Source organism: Thiocapsa bogorovii (assembly GCF_021228795.1).
In the GTDB taxonomy this organism is placed as follows: Bacteria; Pseudomonadota; Gammaproteobacteria; order Chromatiales; family Chromatiaceae; genus Thiocapsa; species Thiocapsa bogorovii.
The window spans coordinates 1,869,311-1,889,176 of record NZ_CP089309.1 but is presented as its reverse complement, the minus strand read 5'-3'; the positions used below and the strand labels follow the sequence as shown (position 1 = coordinate 1,889,176).

Below are 19,866 nucleotides of genomic sequence, written 5' to 3'. Positions count from 1 at the left end.
GACCTATGCGAGAGCAAGCCGTCACCCCCAACGACCGCCCCGGAACGCGCAACCTTGGAGCGCTGCGACGGCTCCTTGGTTTCACCCGGCCCTACGGCTGGCAGCTCGCAGGGGCGCTGGTGGCACTCTTCGTCGGGGCCGGTTCGGTCCTTGCGTTCGGTCAGGTGATTCGCACCTTGGTGGATTCGGGCCTGACCAGCGGCTCGACGCAGGCGTTGGATCAGGCGTTGATGCTGTTTCTCGCCGTGGTTCTCGCGACCGGCATCGCCGTGGGAGTGCGCAGCTACTTGCTCAATTGGATCGGCGAGCGGGTGGTGGCGGATATCCGCAAGAGCGTCTTCGATCGGGTACTGTCGCTCGATGTCGGTTTCTTCGAGACGACCCGGGTCGGTGAGGTCATCTCGCGTCTGACCAGCGACACGGCGTTGCTCCAGGTCGTGGTCGGCTCGACCCTGGCGATGGTGCTGCGCACCGGTCTCCTGATGATCGGCGGCATCGTCATGCTCGCGATCACCAGCCCGGCCCTGACCGGTTTGGTGCTGCTCGGGGTGCCATTCGTGATTCTCCCGGCCTGGCTCCTGGGGCATCGCGTCCGGCGCCTGTCGCGCGCCAGCCAGGACCGGATCGCCGACGTCGGGGCCTATGTCGACGAGGTGATCCACGGGATTCGCACAGTGCAGGCCTGCTGTCACGAGCCGATCGATCGCGAGCGCTACGGCACCCAGGTGGAATCCGCCTTCGAGGTCGCGGCGCGGCGCTCGCAGACCAGTGCCTTGCTGGCGGCGGTGTCGACCCTCCTGACCTTCGGCGCGATCGGGGTGGTGCTCTGGGTCGGCGGTCGGCAGGTCCTGGCGGGCACCATCAGCGGGGGCGAGCTCTCGGCCTTTCTGTTCTACGCCGTCGTGGTCGCCGGATCGGTCGGGTCTTTGAGCGAGCTCATGGGCCAGTTGCTCCGCGGTGCGGGCGCGAGCGAGCGGCTGATGGAGTTGTTGGAGTCGGAGCCGAGTATTCGCACACCACCCGAACCGAGGGCGTTGCCGGATCCGGCGCGCGGGCGGGTCGAGTTCGATGCGGTGCGTTTCCTCTATCCGGCGCGTCCGGATACCCCGGCGCTCGATCGCCTCGATCTGGTCATCGAGCCGGGCGAGCGGGTGGCGCTGGTCGGGCCTTCAGGCGCCGGCAAGTCGACACTCTTTCAACTGCTGTTGCGCTTCTACGATCCGGTTGCCGGTGCGGTGCGCTTCGACGGGGTGGATCTGCGCGATCTCGCGCCCGCCGAGCTGCGCCGGCACATGTCGCTGGTCCCGCAGGATCCGGTCATCTTCGGGGCGAACGCTTGGGAGAACATCCGTTACGGTCTCGTCGACGCGAGCGATGCGGATGTCCGCCGCGCCGCCGAGGCCGCGCACGCGGCCGAGTTTCTCGACCGTTTGCCGCAGGGTTTCGACACCTTTCTGGGCGAGCGCGGGGTCAGGCTCTCGGGCGGCGAGCGTCAGCGCATCGCCATCGCACGCACGGTGCTGCGCAATCCGGTGCTCCTCTTGCTGGACGAGGCGACCAGTGCGCTGGATGCCGAGAGCGAGCGGCTGGTGCAGGAAGCGTTGGAGCAGCTGATGCAGGGCCGCACCAGTATCGTCATCGCTCATCGGCTGGCGACCGTACGCACGGCAGACCGCATCCTGGTCCTGGATCAGGGTCGGATCGTCGCGAGCGGGCGACATGATGAGTTGATGGCCGAAGACGGGCTCTATGCGCGGTTAGCGTCGTTGCAGTTCCAAGATGCTGCAACGGTGCCGGCTCAGGCACCGCCCGCCTTGCGGCTTGCGCTGCCCTGACGGGGCGGTGGCGTCCCCGTCGTTCCCGGCGGGGCGGAACGCGCCGGGGTGGCCGTAATCCCCGGTTATTGTCGATCGTACCTGTTGTTGCTCGCTCTCAACTGAAATTCTCACGATAGCCCGCCCTGACCTTGCGGGATTTTTCCACCTGCGTCCAACCGTAGATTGGTCATGCGATCCTCGCCAACCGCATACGCCGGCCATGGCTGCGCAGATGCAGCTGCATCTGGCGAGCCTTCTCGTTCGACGCGACATTCGCTATGATCTCGTCACCTTTTGATCGAGGGGGCCCTCGGTCAATTCGGCTCCGTTGCTGACCTTGAAGCCGCGCTCGCCACGCAGCCTGTGATGCTGGAGGCCCTCGCCATCCCGGGCGGCGTGGTCTCCCTTCCATGATCTGGTAAACGACGCCACCGGTGATTCTTTCGTCGTCGAGTTTCATCAGGATGAGATGTCGGTCTACGACAAACCCGCGTGGGTGATGACCAACGCGCCGCGCTCTTGACTGGCATTTGACGAACACCTTCGACCGGCCGCGGGGGTTAACGATCGATCTTCCCGAGGCCGGGTGAAGACATGCTGCACAATACCCTTGCGCGAGCGTCCGCCGTAATGAGCGGTGTACAGATGCTCGCGGACCTCTGAAAGGCGCCTTCATGACCGCAGCAACGCCGATTGCCGATTAAGCGCCGCGCTCGAGGTCCATCGCATGTTCAAGATCCATCGAGGGAATCGGGCAACGAGTGGTTTCATGCGCGACTCCACGCCACAGGAGCGCCCGTTCCGTTTCGCCATCCTGCTCTTTAGCCTCCTTGTTCTCGCTGTCACCAGCGGCTTCGCGACCACCGTCAACGGGGAAGTACTGGGCAATATCGCGGCATCAATAGTCCTGCTCGCCGGACTGGCCTCGATGTACCACAGCCGGATACTGCTCGTCGTCGGCTGCGTGCTCTTGGTGCCGGCACTTGCAGCCCGCTGGACCTTTTTCTGGCTCCAAGCCTCGGCGCTGGCGCCGGCCTCGATTCTGTTTTCGCTGCTGTTTACCGGATTCAATGCCGGTGCCCTTTTTGTCTACATCCAGCGCCGCGGATCACCAACCAACGACACGGTTTACGGCGGTATTTGCGTTTACATCCTGCTCGGCTACTGCTTCGCTCTCGTGTTCATGCTGCTGGAGACACTCTCACCGGGCTCGTTCTATTACACGCACGCGGCCCCGGTTGGCATCGTTCAGATCCAGAGTCAGCTGATCTACCTTAGCTTCGTGACCTTGACCACCGTCGGCTTCGGCGACATCACTCCATTGACGCCACCGGCAAAGTCGTTGGTGATGATCGAGGCGGTTGTCGGCCCGATGTTCGTCGCCGTGTTCCTCGCGCGCTTGGTTGGAATACGCACCTCGAGTCACTGATGGAGCACTGCAGAGATTCCGAGACCGTTTTCGATCGCCGGTAAGCCTGCTTGGCTACGGGTGCTGGGCTTGCAGACGCGCCTCGCGCGGGTTAACGTTTGAACGGTGAGGGCATACACGGGATCCGCCTCCGGTGTCGCCTCGCGTCGCGGGCGAAGGCTTGCGGGTTCGCATGAACAGAACGCTAAACAAGGGCGACTCGACATGGCCACAATCGAAGAGATCGAAATGGACCGTTATGCCAAAGAGCTCGAGGAGGACGTGCGTCACCTCCTCAAAAAGTACAGCCGCATCATGGGATGGGATGTCCCCGACCTCGACGAGCAAGCCGCGCGTCGACTCATCCTCGATGCCCTGCAAGCGTCGTTGGCGCGCGTGGGCTCCGACACCTAATGCCCAGTCTCCTGCGGGTGGGCCCTGCCGAGACTCTATCGGGCGATGCGACCCTGTCCGGGGGCCTTCCGTCCCGGCGTCAGGTGTAGTCGGACTATTCGGCATTCTCGTCGCAGCCCGTTTGACGAGTCTGCTCTTCGCCCGCTTGTGCATGCCCTGCGACCCGAGGCCGGCCCGAGGTGCAATGACGATGACCATGACCTGGACCGACGTCATCGTCGTATTCGTGACCCTCCTTGCGATGTTTAGTCCGCCTGCCACGCTCGGCACGGCAGCGGCTTTCTTACGCTATGCGCCGCCGGAGGTGCACCGGCGTCTGGCCTGGGAGATTGCGCGCAATTACGCAATCGTTCTGCTGCTGGCGATCTGGTTGGGGCGCTGGCTGTTGATGTTTCTCGGTATTTCCACCGGCGCCTTGAGCGCAACGGGAGGCGCTGCGCTGCTGTACCAGGGGTTCCCGTTGATGACCCGCGGTGCGAAGTCCTCGGAGTCAAAGGTCGCGGAGTCCGAGGATCTGGTGCGCGAGGCGGCCGGCGACGTGAACTGGCGAGAGCTTGCGGTGGTGCCGCTGCTGTTCCCGATCACGATCGGGGGCGGGACCATTGCGGTTGCGATTGCAGCCAGTGACCAATACCCGGCTCTTGCGGACCAAGCGGTGCTGAGTGCCGTCGTGTTTGCGATGGTGCCGGTGGTGGCGGTGACGTTCTTGGTTGCGGGTCCGGTCACCGGCCGACTCTCTGCCGGGGCGCAAGACGCGCTTGCCCGGTTCTCCGGTATCGTGCTGGTCGCGCTGGCGATGCAGATGTTGATCAGGGGGTTTGCGGAATTACTCGCCGGCACGCCGTTGGGAGCCGCAATTCTCGCTGCAGGGACAGCATGACCGCGTAATACCGCCAACGCCGCGTTCCGACGGTCACTGGGTCACCAGTCTTCGCCGATCTCCTCCCGATCGTGACACCGTTTTGATACAGTGCGTGCCGTCATTGTCGGCTGCTTCGGAGCACTCGATACAATCTCCGCCGTGGCACAGTGAACTTCGAGATGACTCCACGGCGACCCGGCGGGAGGGTCGAAAACGCACGACGAGGGTTTCAGGGTGACGGCGTTCCGCGCAATCGATACATCCCGAGAAAGCGTCTTGTTTGCCCGGCCGGTTGCCAACCAAGATGTCTTTCTACTGGTTGTGGTCTGGCTCTTGGCGTCGGTGCCCTGGATCCTGGGCTATCATTTCATTCCATATGACTCGGTCGGTGAGTTTTATCCGCAATCGCGTTTCGTGGTCGACTCGATTCGGAGCGGGGATTGGCCTTGGTGGAACCCCTATCAATACTCCGGCCTGCCTGTTCTCGGCGATCCGCAAAGCATGCTCTTTACACTGCACACGCTCGTGGGCATGCTGCTTGGGCCAGGATACACGTTGCAGGCGTTCGACCTGGTCACCTTGATTCATCCATTGATCGGTGGATTGGCGATCTACGCGATCGGTGCGTCGCGCGGCGTCCCGAGGGTCTGGCTTCTCTCGGGTGCTTTGGTCTTTGTGCTGGGGGGTGTGGCGACCAGTCGACTGCAACATGTGCCGCAGATGATCGCCTACGGCTTGTTGCCGGTGTTGTTCTGGCTTCTATTGCTGCTCGAGTCCAAGCCGGGGATCGGTCGAGCGGTTCTTTTGGGGCTGTTGAGTGCGTTCTGGGCGGCCAATGCGAATCAGGTCGTTTTTCTGGGCGGACTCCTGTTGGCTGGAGCCGTGGTTGTGACCATCACACGATCCGTCAATCGATGGCGTCTCATCGCGATGTACGGCGTCGCCGCAATCGTATCGCTCATTCTCCTTGCGCCTGTCTACTCCGCGATCCTGGAGGTCGTCGGTGTATCGACACGAAACGATTTCACGCCGGCCGATTCCGCGCATGCATCGTTTTCACCCATCGTGTTCACGAGCGTCTTTTTTCCTGCCTTGTTCGGGAATTTGGATGGGACGATTTGGAGCGTCACGGATATCACGCAGGATTTTTTGTATATCGGGATGATTCCCGTGTCGTTGTATCTGATCGCGATCTTCCTCGGAGTGCGTTGGTGGTCTCCGGTCGTTTTGGCCTGGCTCGCGCTTACAGTGTTTTTCGTTCTCTTTTCATTGGGCGTCAACGGGTCCTTGTATCCATTTGTATTTGATCATATCCCCGGGTTCGATTTCTTCAGGCGACCGGCCGATGCGGCGTATATGTTGAATCTTCTGTTCGCATCGGGGTTGCTGGTCGTCGGACGTGAAGCCGCGCGAACCTCAGCGCTTCCGAGCGCCGAAAAGGCATGGCAATTCGCGTTGAACAGGCAGTACCTTCCGATTGCCTTCGCGCTTTCTATTCCGTTGCTGGCATTCGTGTTGGGCGCAGCGGCGCAAGCGCGAGACGCGTTGCCCGTACTGATGGAAAATTACGGCTGGTTGGTGGTTCGCCTTGGTTTATTGGCAATCCTGCTCCGGTGGATGGCGAAGCAGCTTGCGAATCCGAATCGATCTTTCTTGGTGCTGTTTGTAGCCGGGCTCTTCTTCGCCGTGGACCTTGGCGCGGCTGGTCGCTACAGTGGATTGTTTTCTCAGCGCTATTCGAAAGTCGCCCTCGCTAGGGCCTATCAGCATACGCAGCCTCCCGAAGCGGATTCACTCGACGCTTGGCTACAATCAGAAACAGCGCCCTGGGCGCGAGTCGAGATCATCGGCGGCGGCGAATCAATGGGTCATTCAAGCACCGCCAGATGGTACAACACGCAAGGGTATAACCCCATTCAGTTGAGGCGCTATGCCGAACGGATCGGGGCCTTCGTGACCTTCGACGAGCCCCGTAGATTTGTCGATGGCTCGGAGGGTCCACTCGACCCCCGATTCGACGTGCTCGGACTGCGCTACGTCGCGATCATGTCCAAGTGGGCTCGAGCAGTGGAGAGAGATCCATCGCCGGCGTCGGAGCAGGCCCGGCGCTATCGGGACGAACTGGCGAACGCTGGCGCTCGGAAACGCTTCGCCGACGACCGATACGAGGTGTGGGAACGGCCAGGGACGTCACGCTGGCTTTCCGTGTCCGACTCCGCGGCGATCGAGGCTCTGGAATCGGCGCCTTGCGACGTGGTGGAGATCGGAAATACGCGTCTCGTTATCGAGTGTCGATCGCCGGTGCAGACGACATTGGTGATCGGCGAAATCTATGCGCCGGGTTGGACCGCCTGCATCAACGGCACGCCGATACCGGTCGAGCCATTCGCCGACCTATTTCGGGCCGTGACGCTTCCGGCGGGTTCGTCGACGCTCCGGATGACATACCATCCGGTGCCGTTCTTGCGGCATTCGGGGTGCTGAAACGCGGGATCTGTCGCTTGAGCGAACTGAGGTTGGCCTCGCCACTCGCTTTCGCAGCCCTCGCTCGCCGCGCAGCGGTCCATGGCCTCCGCCAGGGTAGCGGTGGCCAGAGATTGCTCGACCAGGTCGCCGGACAGCGCTGACTTGAGCAAGCGAACGCGCGCCCGGTCGACAGACCGGGGTTGCCGCTGACCTGAAAGCCGGCGCACATCACCCGCTTTCCTTTCTCACTCATCCCGATCATCGCGGCTTCTCGACGCCCCGTCTGCGTTCCCGCCCTCGCCCGAGATCGGCGGGCGCATTGCTGCCGGGAGTGGATAGAAGGGGCCCAGCGGCTCGCGCTGCCACCAGGCACCGGTGCCGGCTCGCTGCTCGGGCGAGCTGAACCGATAGCGCCAGACCTGAAGCCGCAGGAAACGCGGCGGCTCCGCGCCCGTCGGTGGGTGTGCCAGCAAGCTGGTCACAGGCTCCGACCCCTCCAAGAGGCGGTCCAGAAAGCGCTCGAGCCAGTCGAGGAAGATCGGACTCATGGGCGTAAACCAGAGCATCCAGTCGACGCGGGGCTGGTGCGGGACGATGAAGCGCGGCGCCTGGGCCGGGTCGCCGGGGCGGTAGCGGAAATCCAACGGCTGCCACTGCGCTCCGTCCGGGCTCGCCTCGATTTGGATCTCGATCCGCTCGGTCTCAATCGTCGGGAATACGTGATAGCGGTTGGCGAGACGAAAGGCGTTCAATCCGCGGACCCAGGTGCTGACGGGCTCGAACGTGCGGCCGGCCACCAACTCCGCGCCCGAGACGAGGCTCGCAGGCACCAGGATCAAGGTCAAGACGATGGTCAAGACAGCCTGCCGGCGCGGCGGCTGCTGCGGCAAGGTCGCCCCTGCCTCGGCCAGGCGTCGCCAGCGCCGGGGGACGACCGGTGAAATCGCACGGTCGTCGAGCAAAAAAAGACACAAGAGGATCGTCAGAAGATTGAAGAAGTTGTGGTTACTCGTGGCAATGATGAGGACCTGCCAGAAGACCGTCGCCCCGGCGGCGAAGAGACGCCAAGGGCGCGGCAGAAACATAAAGAAGGGCACGATCAACTCGACCACCAGGGTCCCGCCGGTGCCGACTCGCAGAAGCCAATCGGGGAGATGGTGAGCGTACCAAGACCCAACGTGCGGGAGTGGCTGAGTCTCGAAGTAATACCGCAGCGCCGTGAGATCCCGCCAAGCGGGATCGCCGCTCAGAAGCTTCGCCAGTCCCGACTCGAAACGGAGACGGAACAACAACCACCGGAACAGCCAGACAACCAGGCGCGACCCGCCGGGCAGCAGGATGGCGAGGAAACCGGTCTCCAGGAGCAAGTAATCCCACTGGAAGTTCGTAAAGAACTGGCCTGTATGGTAAAGCGACAGATAGAGCAGGTAGAGCAGGATCAAGACAAGCCGCTCGACGCGCCCCCAGCCGAGCCAGGGCAGGACCAGCAGCAGCGTAGCCGAGACGGCACCGCCCCAGGCGACGGCGAGCAGTGCGGCGTCCCCGGACGCCAACCAGAACAAGGATGGGTAGAATAGAACGCGAAGCTGACCGTGCTGCTCCGCGGCCAACGCTAGCTGCTCCGCGATCGGATAGATGCCCTGGCTGCCGGCGAGGGCCTCGACCTGGACCGCGAAAGACACGAAGGCCACCAGATAGATGACCGCAAGCAGACGGACGAAAACCCACGCAAGCAGGCGATACCCGGCCGCCTCCCCGGTCAGGCGCGCGATCGAAGGGAACAACGGCGTCAGACGCCGGCGACTTCCGGGAGTGCTACTCCGCGAGCTTATCGTCATCGTTTCCGACACCTCGGGGCATGCGCGCAGGCCGGACGCCATGATGACGCGGCCCGTTGTGCGAGTTGTTGTCGCTCACTGTATGCCACGGAAATCTTTCAGAGCCATCCGCACTGACGCTCCCGGATTCGTCGACCGCTGTTACGAGTGCCTGTGGTCCAGCCGGTCTTGGGTCGGTTCAGTCGGCCCTAACGGCAGGAACCGGCGAGGACCGGACAACACCGCGGCGGCGACCAGCGGCGGCAATGTTCCACGGACCGGACCTCAGGCAAGCCGTCTGAGCAGTGTGGCCACCGCCCTTGAAGTGTGCGTGCAGGTTACTTGAGCCGCTTTCGCTCGACCCATGGGGCCATGCCGCGCGGGTTGGCCAACTTGACAACCTTTCGTTCTTTGGCCTTAACTCCCCGGTGTTCCCGGCCGCAGTGAGACCGGCAGCCGCCAACGCTTTGGCGTCGGCTTGTCATGCCTTGAACGGCGATCGATTGGCGCTGTCTGGCTTCGACCAGCGGCCGACAAGATCTCTGGTGACCGTCAGCGGCGGGTCCGTGGGTGCCAACATCGCCCGGAGGTCTTCCGATGTGGGCACCTACGTCACGACACCGACCGCGTTCTTTGCGCGGTCTACTCGGCGCAATATGTCTTTTCCTTCCGTTCTCCGCGACAGTCGGCAGCAGCGATCCACCGTGTCCCTTCAGGCCGGTCAGCAACCGGATCGCGGTCATCGTCGGTTCCGATCACCAAAGCTGCCCTCTGCGGTCGGTGGAACATCCGCTGACGAATCCCGCTGCCATCATTGGTGAAACCGGCGTCATCCTGATTGATCCCGGCAGCAGCGTGCAGACTGGCCGCTTGGTATTGGAGCGCCTTCGGGAGATCACCGAGAAGCCCGTTGTCGCCGTCTTCAACTCCCACATTCACGGGCTGTATTGGCTGGGTAACCAAGCCATCAGAGAACGGTATCCCGGTGTGCCTATTTACGCCCATGCGCGCATGATCGAGCGCATCCTTCAGGGGGAGGGGGACTTCTGGGTCCAAGCCGTCACTGGCGATCATGACGGTGAGAAGACCGAGTTCGTCGTCCCTGACCATCAGCTGCGTGGCGGCGAAACGCTGACGCTGGGCGGTATCGAGATCATGGTGCATCACTTCGGCCATGGGCATACCGACCGTGATCTGGTGGTCGAGGTGCCGCAAGAGGGCGCCGTCTTCCTCGGCGGTTTAGTGGTCGAGCCCGAAGTACCCTCACAGGGCGTGCCCCGTGATGCCAACTTCCAAGGACAGATCGCCGCAACTCAGAAAGCCATCGCGCTGCACGCCGATGTCTACATTCCCGGACGCGGCCAGCCTGCCGGAGATGCCATGCCCAAGCGCGCGTTGGCCTTTCTGACAGCGCTGTACGACGGCACTGCCGTCGGTTATGACGCCGGATTGGCCGACTTCGAGGTGACCGAACAGCTCAAAGCGGATCTGGGGGCGTATCGCCAATGGTACGACTTCGACCAACTCGGTGGCGTCATCAGCCAGATGTATCTGCAGATCGAACAGGACCAGTTCTAACGTCGCTCATACAACGAGGGTCCAGATCATGAGAAGCCGATTCAACGGCCGGCGTGCCTTCATATGGCTGTGCGGTGCCTGGGTGACCGTGCTCACGCCAACCACTTTGGCCATGGCTAGTGAGGCGCTGTGGGAAGCCCTGCAAGCGGGCGGCAAGGTGGTCGTGGTGCGTCACGCCCCAATCGAGCGTGGGCCGGGACAAACTGACCCGCGTGTCCGCGACCCTTCCTGTCAGACCGAAGCCAAGCTATCCGCCCGGGGACGTCGGGACGCCGCCGAGTTCGGGCGTCGTTTTCGGGCGCATCAGGTTGCGGTGTCGCAGGTCCTTCACAGTCCCTTTTGCCGCACCACAGAAACCGCGACCATCGCCTTTGAGCATGCCACACCGTCCGGGTTTCTGGCTTTGATCGAAGAGATGCCACCAGCGCAGGCGGCGGCTCAGAGCCGGCACCTGCAGCAGATCACCAGCGCCCATGGTGGGCCTGGTAACTTGGTGTTGATCACTCATCGGCCAAACATCGCCGCGGTGTCATTCGAGCTGCTGGATTACTTGGACGCGCTGGTGCTGGCCCCCGATGGCGCGGGCGACTATGAGGAACTCGGGGTGATCCGCTTTGCTGATAGCGACTGACCTATGAGCCTCGGCGAGGCCGAGGTGCCCTGCAGGATCGGACCGTCTCACTGGAAGCGGGCTAGCCTCCCTCCTCATTGATCTGCTCTGGAGCCGTCCCCGCAGTGTCCGTTATGACGCGGCGTGCAGTCGTTCTGGTTCGTAATGCCTGTTTCCGTTAGGGGTCGATTGTAGCCCTTGTGAACACCCCTTAGGCGGTGCCCGAAGGTAGGACAGATCGCCGGTCGTGAGGCCGGCAAATTTTAGAAGTTCATGACGAAATCATCTGAGAAACAAGACGGGGCCACCGCGAGAGCTTCGGTCGGCACAGCCGACCCGACAGGCGGATGACGCTAGCTGCTTTGTCGCGGCTGTTCGATACTTGCAGGTAGAGACGCGAGTGACCTCGCGGTTGCATAGACCGCGGGCGACGTGGCGCCCTGACCTTCTTGGGAGGGATCAAGATGAAGACGTCGCTGGATCGCAGGGCCGATCTGATCCCGATTGAAACGGCCGGAACCTTGTCGGGACTTTTTCGTGAGCGGGTTGCCCGCACCCCGGATCTCACTGCCTACCGACAGTTCGACGAGACATGCGGCCAGTGGTCGAGCCTGAACTGGGGCGAGATGGCCGAGCGCGTCGGCCGCTGGCAACGCGCGCTCGCCGACCTGGACCTGGCCCCCGGTGCGCGCGTGGCGGTGCAGCTGCGCAATGGCGTCGAGTGGGTCTGCTACGAGCAGGCGGCTTTGGCGCTCGGGCTGGTCGTGGTTCCCTTGTATCCCAACGACACTCCAGGGAACGTCGCCTACATCCTGGCCGATTCCGGGAGTCAGGCACTCTTGATCGGTAGCCTGAATCAATGGCGGATGTTGGGGGCCCGGCGGACAGTCTTTCCGGAGCTGCGACAGGTCATCTGCCTGGAAGACGCCGCACGCGCAGACGTGCCTTTCGAAGGGCCTCCGGACGTTGTTTGCGTGGCCGATTGGCTGAATCGAGAGGGGGCAGTGCACGGCGATCATGACGCGGATCCGAGCGATCCGGCGACCCTGGTGTATACGTCCGGCACGACCGGTCGACCGAAGGGCGTGATGTTGTCCCACCACAACATTCTCTGGAATGCGGCGGCTCAGCTCGAGATGGTGCCGACTTATCACGACGACATCCTGCTCTCCTTCCTGCCCCTGTCCCATGCCTTCGAACGCACCCTCGGCTACTACCTCCCGATGATGGCGGGCAGCTGTGTCGCCTATGCGCGCTCCCTGCAGACGTTGGGCGAAGACCTGATGACGATCCGTCCGACAGCACTGATCTCGGTGCCGCGTGTGTACGAGAAGGCCTATGCCCGGATTCAGGCCAAGCTCGAGCGGGAGGGGCGGATCGCCCGGGCGCTGTTCCGTCAGGCCATCGCCATCGGCTGGCTCCGCTTCCTCGCCGCGCAAGGCCGTGGTGCGGAGATTGGGTTCGTCGATCGGATGCTGTGGCAGCTGCTGAGGCCTCTGGTTGCGGATAAGGTTCTGGCTCGGCTGGGCGGACGCCTGCGCATCGCGATCAGCGGAGCGGCCCCTCTCTCCGAGCCGGTGGCACGTTGCTTCATCGGGCTTGGACTCAATCTGCTGGAAGGTTACGGCCTCACCGAAGCCTCCCCCACGATCGCGGGTAACCGTACGGAGGACAATGTGCCTGGCTCGGCGGGTCTGCCGATTCCCGGCGCCGAGGTGCGTCTTGCCGCCAACGGAGAGCTACTTGCACGCAGTCCTGGCGTGATGCTCGGCTATTGGAAGCGACCGGAGGAGACGCGGCAGGCAATCGACTCGGACGGCTGGCTGCACACCGGGGATATCGCGGAGATGCGCCAGGGGCGGATTTACATCCGCGGGCGCATCAAAGACATCTTGGTGATGTCGTCGGGAGAGAAAATCCCGGCCGGCGACCTGGAGCAGACGATTGCCGCCGATCCGCTCTTCGAGCAGGCCTTGGTCGTCGGGGAGGGCAAGCCGTTCGTGACCGCGCTCCTGGTGCTGGAGCCGGGGGCTTGGGAATCGTTGGCGAAAGAGTTCTCCTCGGACCCGGCCGACCCGAGCACACTCCAAAACCAGCGCGTCAAGCGAGCCGTCATCAGCCGACTAGGGCATTTGCTACGCGACTTCCCGGCCCACGCCCAGGTCCGCCGCGTCCAGTTGCTTCTGACCCCTTGGACCCTGGACAACGGCCTACTGACCCCGACGATGAAAGTGAAACGGGAGGAGGTGCTGGAGCGTTTCAAGGCGCAGGTCGATGCGCTCTACGCGGGCCATACCATTGTCGTGTGATGCATCACGCGTCCAATGCCATGGCTTTACCGGTAGACCGGGGTTCCTTCGTATCCATCGGAGAGTCTGCATCGTTCAGGTGGCGACGGGACGATGCGTCCCGATCAGCGCGCTTGGGATCCTGAATCGGCCGCGACCCACACCCCGTCAAGACGGGCTCTCATCCTCGTCGGTCTCGACCGTTTTGGCCATCCGTTTGGCGAAGTAATAGATCCGCTTGAGCTTCTCGATGATGTCGATCTCGATTGTGTAGGCGGGGATGCGATTCGGTTCTTCCGCGACGAGGCGCTGTGCTTGGTGGATGGCCGCGGAGTCGGCGATATGTTGGATCTCCTGTTTCATGGAGGTCACGGTGCGCGCGGCCATCTCGTTGTTCTGCGCGACGGCCTGGACCGCGGAAGAGACCGAGCGTGTCACGATCCGATGGAAGCCCATGAGGACCTCGCGGGTCGGCCCGCTGATGGAGACGCCCGCGTCGATCCGCTCGCGTCCGAGCACGATCAGGTTGGTTTCCACGACGTCGCCGATGTTCTCCAAGTCGTTCACCGCCGCCATCAGGCGCATCAGGGTCGCCGTCTGCTTCTCGGTGAGCGATAGACGGCTGATTTTGCCCAGATAGGTGATGATCTGGGCGTGCAGCGTGTCGACGTCGTTGTCCATCAGCTCGATCTCGCGCAGCGTGCGACGATTGCCGCTGAGGATCGCCGGCATGATGCGCGACATCATCGCGTCCACGCACTCGCCCATGTGCAGGACTTCCAGGCGCACGCGATCGAGCGCCAAGGACGGCGTGGAGATCAACTCGTCGTCCAGGTACTTTGCGCGGACCACAAGGGCCTCCGCGCCCGGGGGTTTGTCCGGAACCAGCCACTGCACGAGGCGTGCGAACTGCGTGCTCAGGCCGATAAAGAGGACTGTATTGGCGACATTGAACAAGGTATGTGCATTGGCGATCTGCCGGGGGACCTCGGCGGCGAGTCGAGCGGTTCCCGATAGGCCGGGATGGGAAGGCGAGATCAGCTGCGTGAAGGTCGAGAGCTGCGCGATGAAGCCGACCCAGAGCAAGACGCCGCAGACGTTGAAGATCACATGCACCAAGGCAGCGCGCAGCGCATCGCGCGGTTTGCCGATGGCTGCCAGCAACGCGGTGACGCAGGTCCCGATATTGGCCCCGAGGGCGAGCGCGATCCCGGTGGGGAGATTGATGAGACCCTGGCTCGCCATGACGATCGCAATGCCCATCGTGGCGGCGGAGGATTGGATCACGCCGGTGAAGACGGCGGCAACCAGGATGCCGATCGCCGGATTCTCCAGCCTCCGGACAAACTCCAGGAAGGGTTCGTAGGTCCGCAACGGCCCCATCGCGTCGCTCATGATGCTCATGCCGAAGAACACCAGACCCAAACCCATGAGGATGCCGCCGTATTGGCGAATCGCCTCCTGCGTGGACGCGAACTGCATCGTGAAGCCGATGCCGATCATCAACAGGGCTGCCTCCGTGATCTGAAAGGCGATCAGTTGCGCGGTGACGGTCGAGCCGATGTTGGCGCCCATGATGACGCCCACGGATTGACTCAAGGTCATGAGTCCGGCACTGATGAAGCCCACCACCAGGACCGTCGTCACGGAAGAGGAATTGATGACGGCCGTGACGAAGGCTCCGGTGATGGCGCCCATGAAGCGGTTGGCGGTCAGTTTCGCCAGGATGTCCTTCATCCGCTCTCCGGCGACCGCCTTGAGCGCCTCGGCCATCTGATCCATGCCGTAGAGAAAGAGTGCGAGGCCGCCGAAAAGGCTCATCGCCATTGCCCACCAGTGGATCGCCGGCGTGATCGCTTGGGTGAGATCGGGGGTCATCGTGGCACCTCGTCGGGGGCGTCCCTCGGCTGAGTCGGGGTCGGTTGAGCCAGGCTCGTCAGCGGTCGATTCGAGGGGTTTCCCGCACCTGCGGTGCGCAACAGCCGGTTGTAGACCTCCAGAAGCGGTTCGGCCGGATAGCGAAGCGGCAGTAAACGCTTGTGGGAACGCGTGAGGGTGCCGACCCAGTGCGGATCGGCGCTGAAGACCCTCCGAAGGTGCTCAGGGTCTTCGGTGTCTCGGGTGCGATGCCCGGCCGAAGCCGCCGGATGACCCCCGAGCACGCAGACGGCGCTCTCCGCCAGGCCGAGGCGTCGGAACATACGGCTCAGCTCACGCCTCCCATAGGTGCCGCTCGGGTCATCCTCCGAGGGATGGGGCACCCGAACGAGGCGGTCGGCCAGCTCCGGATTCCGGTCGATATCCACGAGCGTCTGCCATCCCTCGGCCGTGATCGGCGGTGCCGCGTGCGCGGCGAGGTAGCGGGAGGTGACGGCCACCAAGGGCAGACGGGCATAGAAACGCCGCATCGCGTCCCGATAGGCCGGTCCCCGTGTCTGATGTAGAGCATCCTCCCAGAGCGACCCCTGCGGCAATCCGGCACAACTGATGGCCTCGGAGAAGCTGTCGTGATGTCCCCGCAGATAGAAGACGCGTTCGGGAAACCGCAGCTTGAGTCGAAAGATCAGATCCATCATCAGGATGGAGCTGTCCATCTCGGCGGCTTGCTCGGGCCGATCCGGATGTACGGCACTGCCCAGGATGATCAGGATTGCGCTGCCCTCTTCGAGTGCCTGAAGAAAGGCGTTTTGTGTCAGGATGACGAGGAGATTGTCGATACGGGCGCGCAGATCGCCGACGAAGATGGGGGTCGCGCGATCGGGTAGGATCAAGAGACCTCCCGGTTGGCCGAGCCGATTGAGTGCGCGATAGGGCTCTTGATCCATCAGCGCGATCACCTGTTCGAGCAGGTCCAGCGAGGGCGCCCGCGGCAAAGGCTCGATCGGTCCGCCGAGGACCCGAGCGAGGCGCTCGAGTGCAAGGCGACGCGAACGCGTGATGCGCTCCATCAGGTCGGTCGTGGCCAGCGGAGCGATGCAAACACCCGCCGACCTGGATTTATTCTTGAAGGACAGTTCATCGGCCGAGAGCTTGAGCCGAAGATGCTGCGGCTCGACGGCGCGAGGGTATCGCAGCAGCAGGCGTTGCGTCGGGTCGTCGCGTCCCAGGGTCAAGGTATCGCCCTCGCTCAGTCGGATGAATCCGCTGATGTCGGAGAAGTAGGTCATGGGGTCGACGAGCAGATAGCTGCCGCGGTGCTCGAAACGTCCTTCCGAATCGAGCACCGGCTCCGGATAGAGATGGAGCCGATAACCCTGCTCGCCGCCGAGAAGGATCTGCAGGGGCAGCGCGGGCGGCGGGAGCCTCACCGTCGACTTGCCCAGACGCAGTGAGCCGCGAAGGTCGAGGTCGGCGCACGGGTGGGCCTCGCGGACCAGACCGCGGAAGTGTCTGAGAAAACCTTTCCGCTTGGTGTGACTCGGGTTCGACATAGGCGTTTTGGATGACCCTCCGGGGGCTGAGTTGGGATGCGGGGTCTGCTGGACGGCCCAAGCGTCGCATTCCGGCCGATGAGCATCAACCTAGATCCGGCAGTCGAGGCGTCCGATCTCCAAGATTTTCAGGCCGCGTCAAAGCCTTGCGTGGGGCACGAAGCGTTCAACTGCCGGATCTGGGATCGACCGTGCGGTGGCGTGCGCAACGATCGGCGGGTCGTGTGGACGAGTCCATCAAGCCGAAAATCTTGAACAAACCGTCGCAAAATTGTTCGTTGTCGTTGTCGTTGTCGTTGTCGCGTTCGTACGGAATCCGATTACGACAACGAGTAGAGCTTTCGACGGCGTTTCTTGGTTACGGCTCGGCCGGGTTAGGGTAGGCTGGCGTGTGATCGGCCGAGGCACGGGTTTCGACCGGCCATATCAGGCCCGGGAGGCAGGGTGAGCAAGCTCGCGAGCAGATTGCGTATCGGTGAGAAGATCGGGCTGGGATTCGGTCTGGTGATCCTGATTTTTCTCGGGGTCATCGTTCAGAATCAGTTGGCACTGGCGCGGCTGAGCGCTGACTACGAGCGACTTCACGCGCTCTACGGTGCACGTCAGTCCCATGCCTTTGGCATCGAGCGACGTCTCGGCGCCATGCGGGCGGCTCAGTCCGAGTTTCTTGTGACCAGGAATCTCGATGCGGTCGCGGAGGTCGCGCGCGCAGCGGCTGCATTGGATGCCGAGGCCGCGGTACTCGCGCGTCTCGATGAGGCCTCACGTCGCGCGGCGACCGAGATTCAAACGCTGATCGCCGACTACCTGACAAGTTTCGAATCGGTCGTCGAGGCGTGGCGGACCAATGGGCTCGACGAAAACAGCGGTCTGCAGGGCGCGTTTCGCCGAACCGCGCACGAGCTTGAGGCGCTGGCTGGATCGCTGGCAGGTTCGGTCGAACAGGCGACAGGTCTCGAGATCGCGATCCTCCAGCTGCGGCGCCGCGAGAAGGATTATTTGCTGCGCGGCGACGAGACCTACGTCACGATGGTGGACGACATCCTGAGCGAGGCCGCCGAGCGCGTCTCGCGGGCTCGGATCGCCGAACCCGAGCGAGCGGCCTTGACCGAGCGCCTCGCGGCCTACGGGCGCGATTTTCATGCGCTGGTCGAGCAGGACCGCCACATCGAAGGGCTCGAGGACGCCATGGACCTCGCCGCGGGACGGATCACGCCGCTGGTCGAGGCCAATCTTGTCGAAGCCAGTCGGCTGACGACCTCGATGACCGCCGCGATCGCGGAGAGCGCGGCTGCGCGGGCGCGGATCAACCTGTTGATCGCGCTTGGGGCGACCCTGCTCGGGGCGGTCTTCGCCGTCATGATCACCCTGAGGATCGTCCGTCCGGTGCGCAAGATCGCAGGGCTGCTCGACCGTATGACCACCGAAACACCGCGCGAGCGCATCCCGACGGTGCCTGGTGCGCGCGACGAGATCGACGCTATGGCGGCTTCGCTCAATGTGTTGGCCGATCACAAATCGACCTTCGTCAACTGGTGGCGTAGTGCGATGCGCGAGGCCGTGGCCCTGCGCGATCTTCATGCCGCTGCCGAGCCGAGCGAGTGCGCGCGCGCAGCGGGAGAGCTGCGTTCGGCCGTCGATGCGCGGCTCGAGCGCATCCTGGCCCTTCGCGACGGGATCGAGCGCAACAGCGCCATCGTCAAGAACCTGATCGCGCATCTTCCGCAATCCGGAGCAAAGGTCTCCTCCAGTGACGTGAAGCGGCTCAAGGAGGCTGCGGCCGGCTTGTCGGCCCTCTCGAAGATCCTCCAAGCGGAGTCCGGGGAGCCATTGGATCGGCGATAGGGCCCGGCCACCGACCCGGCACGTTGAGGTTCGGCCGCCGACTCGGGGCAGCGCACCTGCAGGAGCGCATCCATTCAGGCGCAGCGTTTCAGGGAAGTGCTTCGATCGCTTTGATCTTTTCGTCGTAACGTGCTCGCAACTCTGCGGGGAGCTCCGAGTCCTTCACCCCGGCACACCCTCCGTTTGCGTTGAGCGTCGCCACGAACTCCCGCTGGAGCCGTTCCTGAACCTTCCGATAATTACGCTCGGGAAACACGTCGTCCTGAACCCTGAGCACGGTCAAGCGCATCCGGCTGGCGAGCAGCTTGTTGAGGTTCTCGGTGCGCCGGTTAGAACCGTCGCTTCGGCAGCGGGCGTGATAGAGATCCAATGCGTAGGCGGCCTCGACCGCTTCGATCAGAAGCACTTCGGTTGTCTCGTCCAACTCCAAGGCGACGGCGCTTTGGATGCCGAAGCCCATGATGAAGCACATCGACGCGGCCCAGCGGTGAAGCGCGCGTCTCCGATCGTTCACTCGCGTCGATCCGACGTCCGATCGGGTGTGATGGGTCAGGCTGCGTCCTTTTGATTCAGGGTACACGACGCGTCTTAGCTCCGTCCGTAGACAGGCACCGCTGCGCCTGTCACGCAGCGTGCGGCATCCGAGGCCAAAAAGACGATCACGTCGGCGAGTGCGTCCAAGGGGACCCAGGTGTCGTGATCCGCGTCGGGCATCGCCGAACGGTTTTCGGGGGTGTCGAGGGTCCCGGGCAAGACGCAGTTGACGGTGATCCCCCGGTGTTTCAGCTCCTCGGCGAGGCTCTCGGTGAGGGTGATGACGGCGGCCTTGGAGGCGCAGTAGGGCCCCATATGTCCGGCTCCCCGAACGGCCGCCCTGGCTGAAATGTTGACGATGCGCCCGCCGGCCCCGCTCGGGATCTCGGGGATCGCCGCTCGGCAGCAGTTAAAGACGGTGCGCAGGTTCAGATCCATCAGAGAATCCCACTGCTCATCCGTCGTCTCGTGGATGGCGGGGCCCATGGCAAAGCCACCGGCGATATTCGCGACGACATGGATCGCGCCGAACCGGTCTTTGACGCCGGCGATCGTGTCCGCTACCGCGGCAGGATCCAACAGGTCGGTCGCAAAGACGGCCGACTCGCATCCCTCAGGCAGCGCCTTCTGCGCCGAGTGCAAGGCCTCAGGGTTCCGGTCGATCAGGGCGAGTCGTGCGCCTCGGCGGGCGAAGGTGCTTGCGGTGGCGCGGCCCAGATTCCCCGCGGCGCCGGTGACGACAACGGTTTTCCCGGTGAATTCCTGCACGCTCGTGACTCCTGGTTGTTGTGCCGAC

General features: G+C 63.4%; 14 protein-coding genes and 1 pseudogene. 10 read left to right on the top strand and 5 right to left on the bottom strand.

Features of this window, described 5'->3' with window-relative positions; translation table 11 throughout:
• Positions 1-5: 5 nt before the first annotated feature.
• The 6 genes and pseudogenes from LT988_RS08590 to LT988_RS08570 all read left to right on the top strand — a co-directional run bounded on the left by LT988_RS08590 (position 6) and on the right by LT988_RS08570 (position 6,985).
• Positions 6-1,835, top strand: coding sequence for an ABC transporter transmembrane domain-containing protein (locus tag LT988_RS08590; protein WP_232409755.1), 1,830 nt, complete (start codon positions 6-8; stop codon positions 1,833-1,835).
• A gap of 394 nt (positions 1,836-2,229) precedes the next feature.
• Positions 2,230-2,340, top strand: a pseudogene (locus tag LT988_RS25540) (linear amide C-N hydrolase); the annotation flags it as partial.
• Positions 2,341-2,586: 246 nt separating this feature from the next.
• A complete protein-coding gene (locus LT988_RS08585) occupies positions 2,587-3,246 on the top strand; it encodes a potassium channel family protein (RefSeq protein ID WP_232409754.1) in 660 nt (219 codons plus the stop codon).
• Positions 3,247-3,450: 204 nt separating this feature from the next.
• Complete coding sequence (locus tag LT988_RS08580) at positions 3,451-3,639, top strand: hypothetical protein (RefSeq protein ID WP_232409753.1); 189 nt, start codon at positions 3,451-3,453, stop codon at positions 3,637-3,639.
• A 184-nt stretch (positions 3,640-3,823) separates the two neighbouring features.
• A complete protein-coding gene (locus LT988_RS08575) occupies positions 3,824-4,519 on the top strand; it encodes a MarC family protein (RefSeq protein ID WP_232409752.1) in 696 nt (231 codons plus the stop codon).
• Positions 4,520-5,221: 702 nt separating this feature from the next.
• The gene (locus tag LT988_RS08570) at positions 5,222-6,985 is read left to right on the top strand and encodes a YfhO family protein (protein WP_232409751.1); all 1,764 of its coding nucleotides are present in this window, start codon (positions 5,222-5,224) and stop codon (positions 6,983-6,985) included.
• 227 nt (positions 6,986-7,212) lie between these two features.
• Here the strand turns inward: LT988_RS08570 and LT988_RS08565 are convergent, their stop codons facing one another.
• Complete coding sequence (locus tag LT988_RS08565) at positions 7,213-8,751, bottom strand: lipase maturation factor family protein (RefSeq protein WP_232409750.1); 1,539 nt, start codon at positions 8,749-8,751, stop codon at positions 7,213-7,215.
• A gap of 813 nt (positions 8,752-9,564) precedes the next feature.
• Here LT988_RS08565 and LT988_RS08560 point away from each other — a divergent pair.
• The 3 genes from LT988_RS08560 to LT988_RS08550 all read left to right on the top strand — a co-directional run bounded on the left by LT988_RS08560 (position 9,565) and on the right by LT988_RS08550 (position 13,281).
• Positions 9,565-10,362 carry an MBL fold metallo-hydrolase gene (locus LT988_RS08560; protein ID WP_232409749.1) on the top strand — a complete coding sequence of 266 codons (798 nt, stop codon included), beginning with the start codon at positions 9,565-9,567 and terminating at the stop codon, positions 10,360-10,362.
• A gap of 28 nt (positions 10,363-10,390) precedes the next feature.
• Positions 10,391-10,993 carry a histidine phosphatase family protein gene (locus LT988_RS08555; RefSeq protein WP_232409748.1) on the top strand — a complete coding sequence of 201 codons (603 nt, stop codon included), beginning with the start codon at positions 10,391-10,393 and terminating at the stop codon, positions 10,991-10,993.
• Positions 10,994-11,436: 443 nt separating this feature from the next.
• Complete coding sequence (locus tag LT988_RS08550; RefSeq protein ID WP_232409747.1) at positions 11,437-13,281, top strand: AMP-dependent synthetase/ligase; 1,845 nt, start codon at positions 11,437-11,439, stop codon at positions 13,279-13,281.
• Between the two features lie 147 nt (positions 13,282-13,428).
• Here the strand turns inward: LT988_RS08550 and LT988_RS08545 are convergent, their stop codons facing one another.
• Together LT988_RS08545 and LT988_RS08540 are read right to left on the bottom strand one after the other, a co-directional pair.
• Positions 13,429-15,138: a Na/Pi cotransporter family protein gene (locus LT988_RS08545; RefSeq protein ID WP_232409746.1), complete on the bottom strand. Its 1,710-nt coding sequence runs from the start codon at positions 15,136-15,138 to the stop codon at positions 13,429-13,431.
• A complete protein-coding gene (locus LT988_RS08540) occupies positions 15,135-16,691 on the bottom strand; it encodes a metallophosphoesterase family protein (RefSeq protein WP_232409745.1) in 1,557 nt (518 codons plus the stop codon). The genes LT988_RS08545 and LT988_RS08540 overlap by 4 nt, the downstream gene beginning before the upstream one ends.
• Before the next feature lie 444 nt (positions 16,692-17,135).
• Here LT988_RS08540 and LT988_RS08535 point away from each other — a divergent pair, with 444 nt between their 5' ends.
• The gene (locus LT988_RS08535) at positions 17,136-18,536 is read left to right on the top strand and encodes a methyl-accepting chemotaxis protein (RefSeq protein WP_232409744.1); all 1,401 of its coding nucleotides are present in this window, start codon (positions 17,136-17,138) and stop codon (positions 18,534-18,536) included.
• An 88-nt stretch (positions 18,537-18,624) separates the two neighbouring features.
• Here LT988_RS08535 and LT988_RS08530 read toward each other — a convergent pair whose 3' ends face one another.
• Both LT988_RS08530 and LT988_RS08525 read right to left on the bottom strand, forming a co-directional pair.
• A complete protein-coding gene (locus tag LT988_RS08530) occupies positions 18,625-19,050 on the bottom strand; it encodes a hypothetical protein (RefSeq protein WP_232409743.1) in 426 nt (141 codons plus the stop codon).
• 74 nt (positions 19,051-19,124) lie between these two features.
• Entirely contained in the window at positions 19,125-19,838 is a 714-nt protein-coding gene (locus LT988_RS08525; RefSeq protein WP_232409742.1) for an SDR family oxidoreductase, read from the bottom strand.
• Positions 19,839-19,866: the final 28 nt, after the last annotated feature.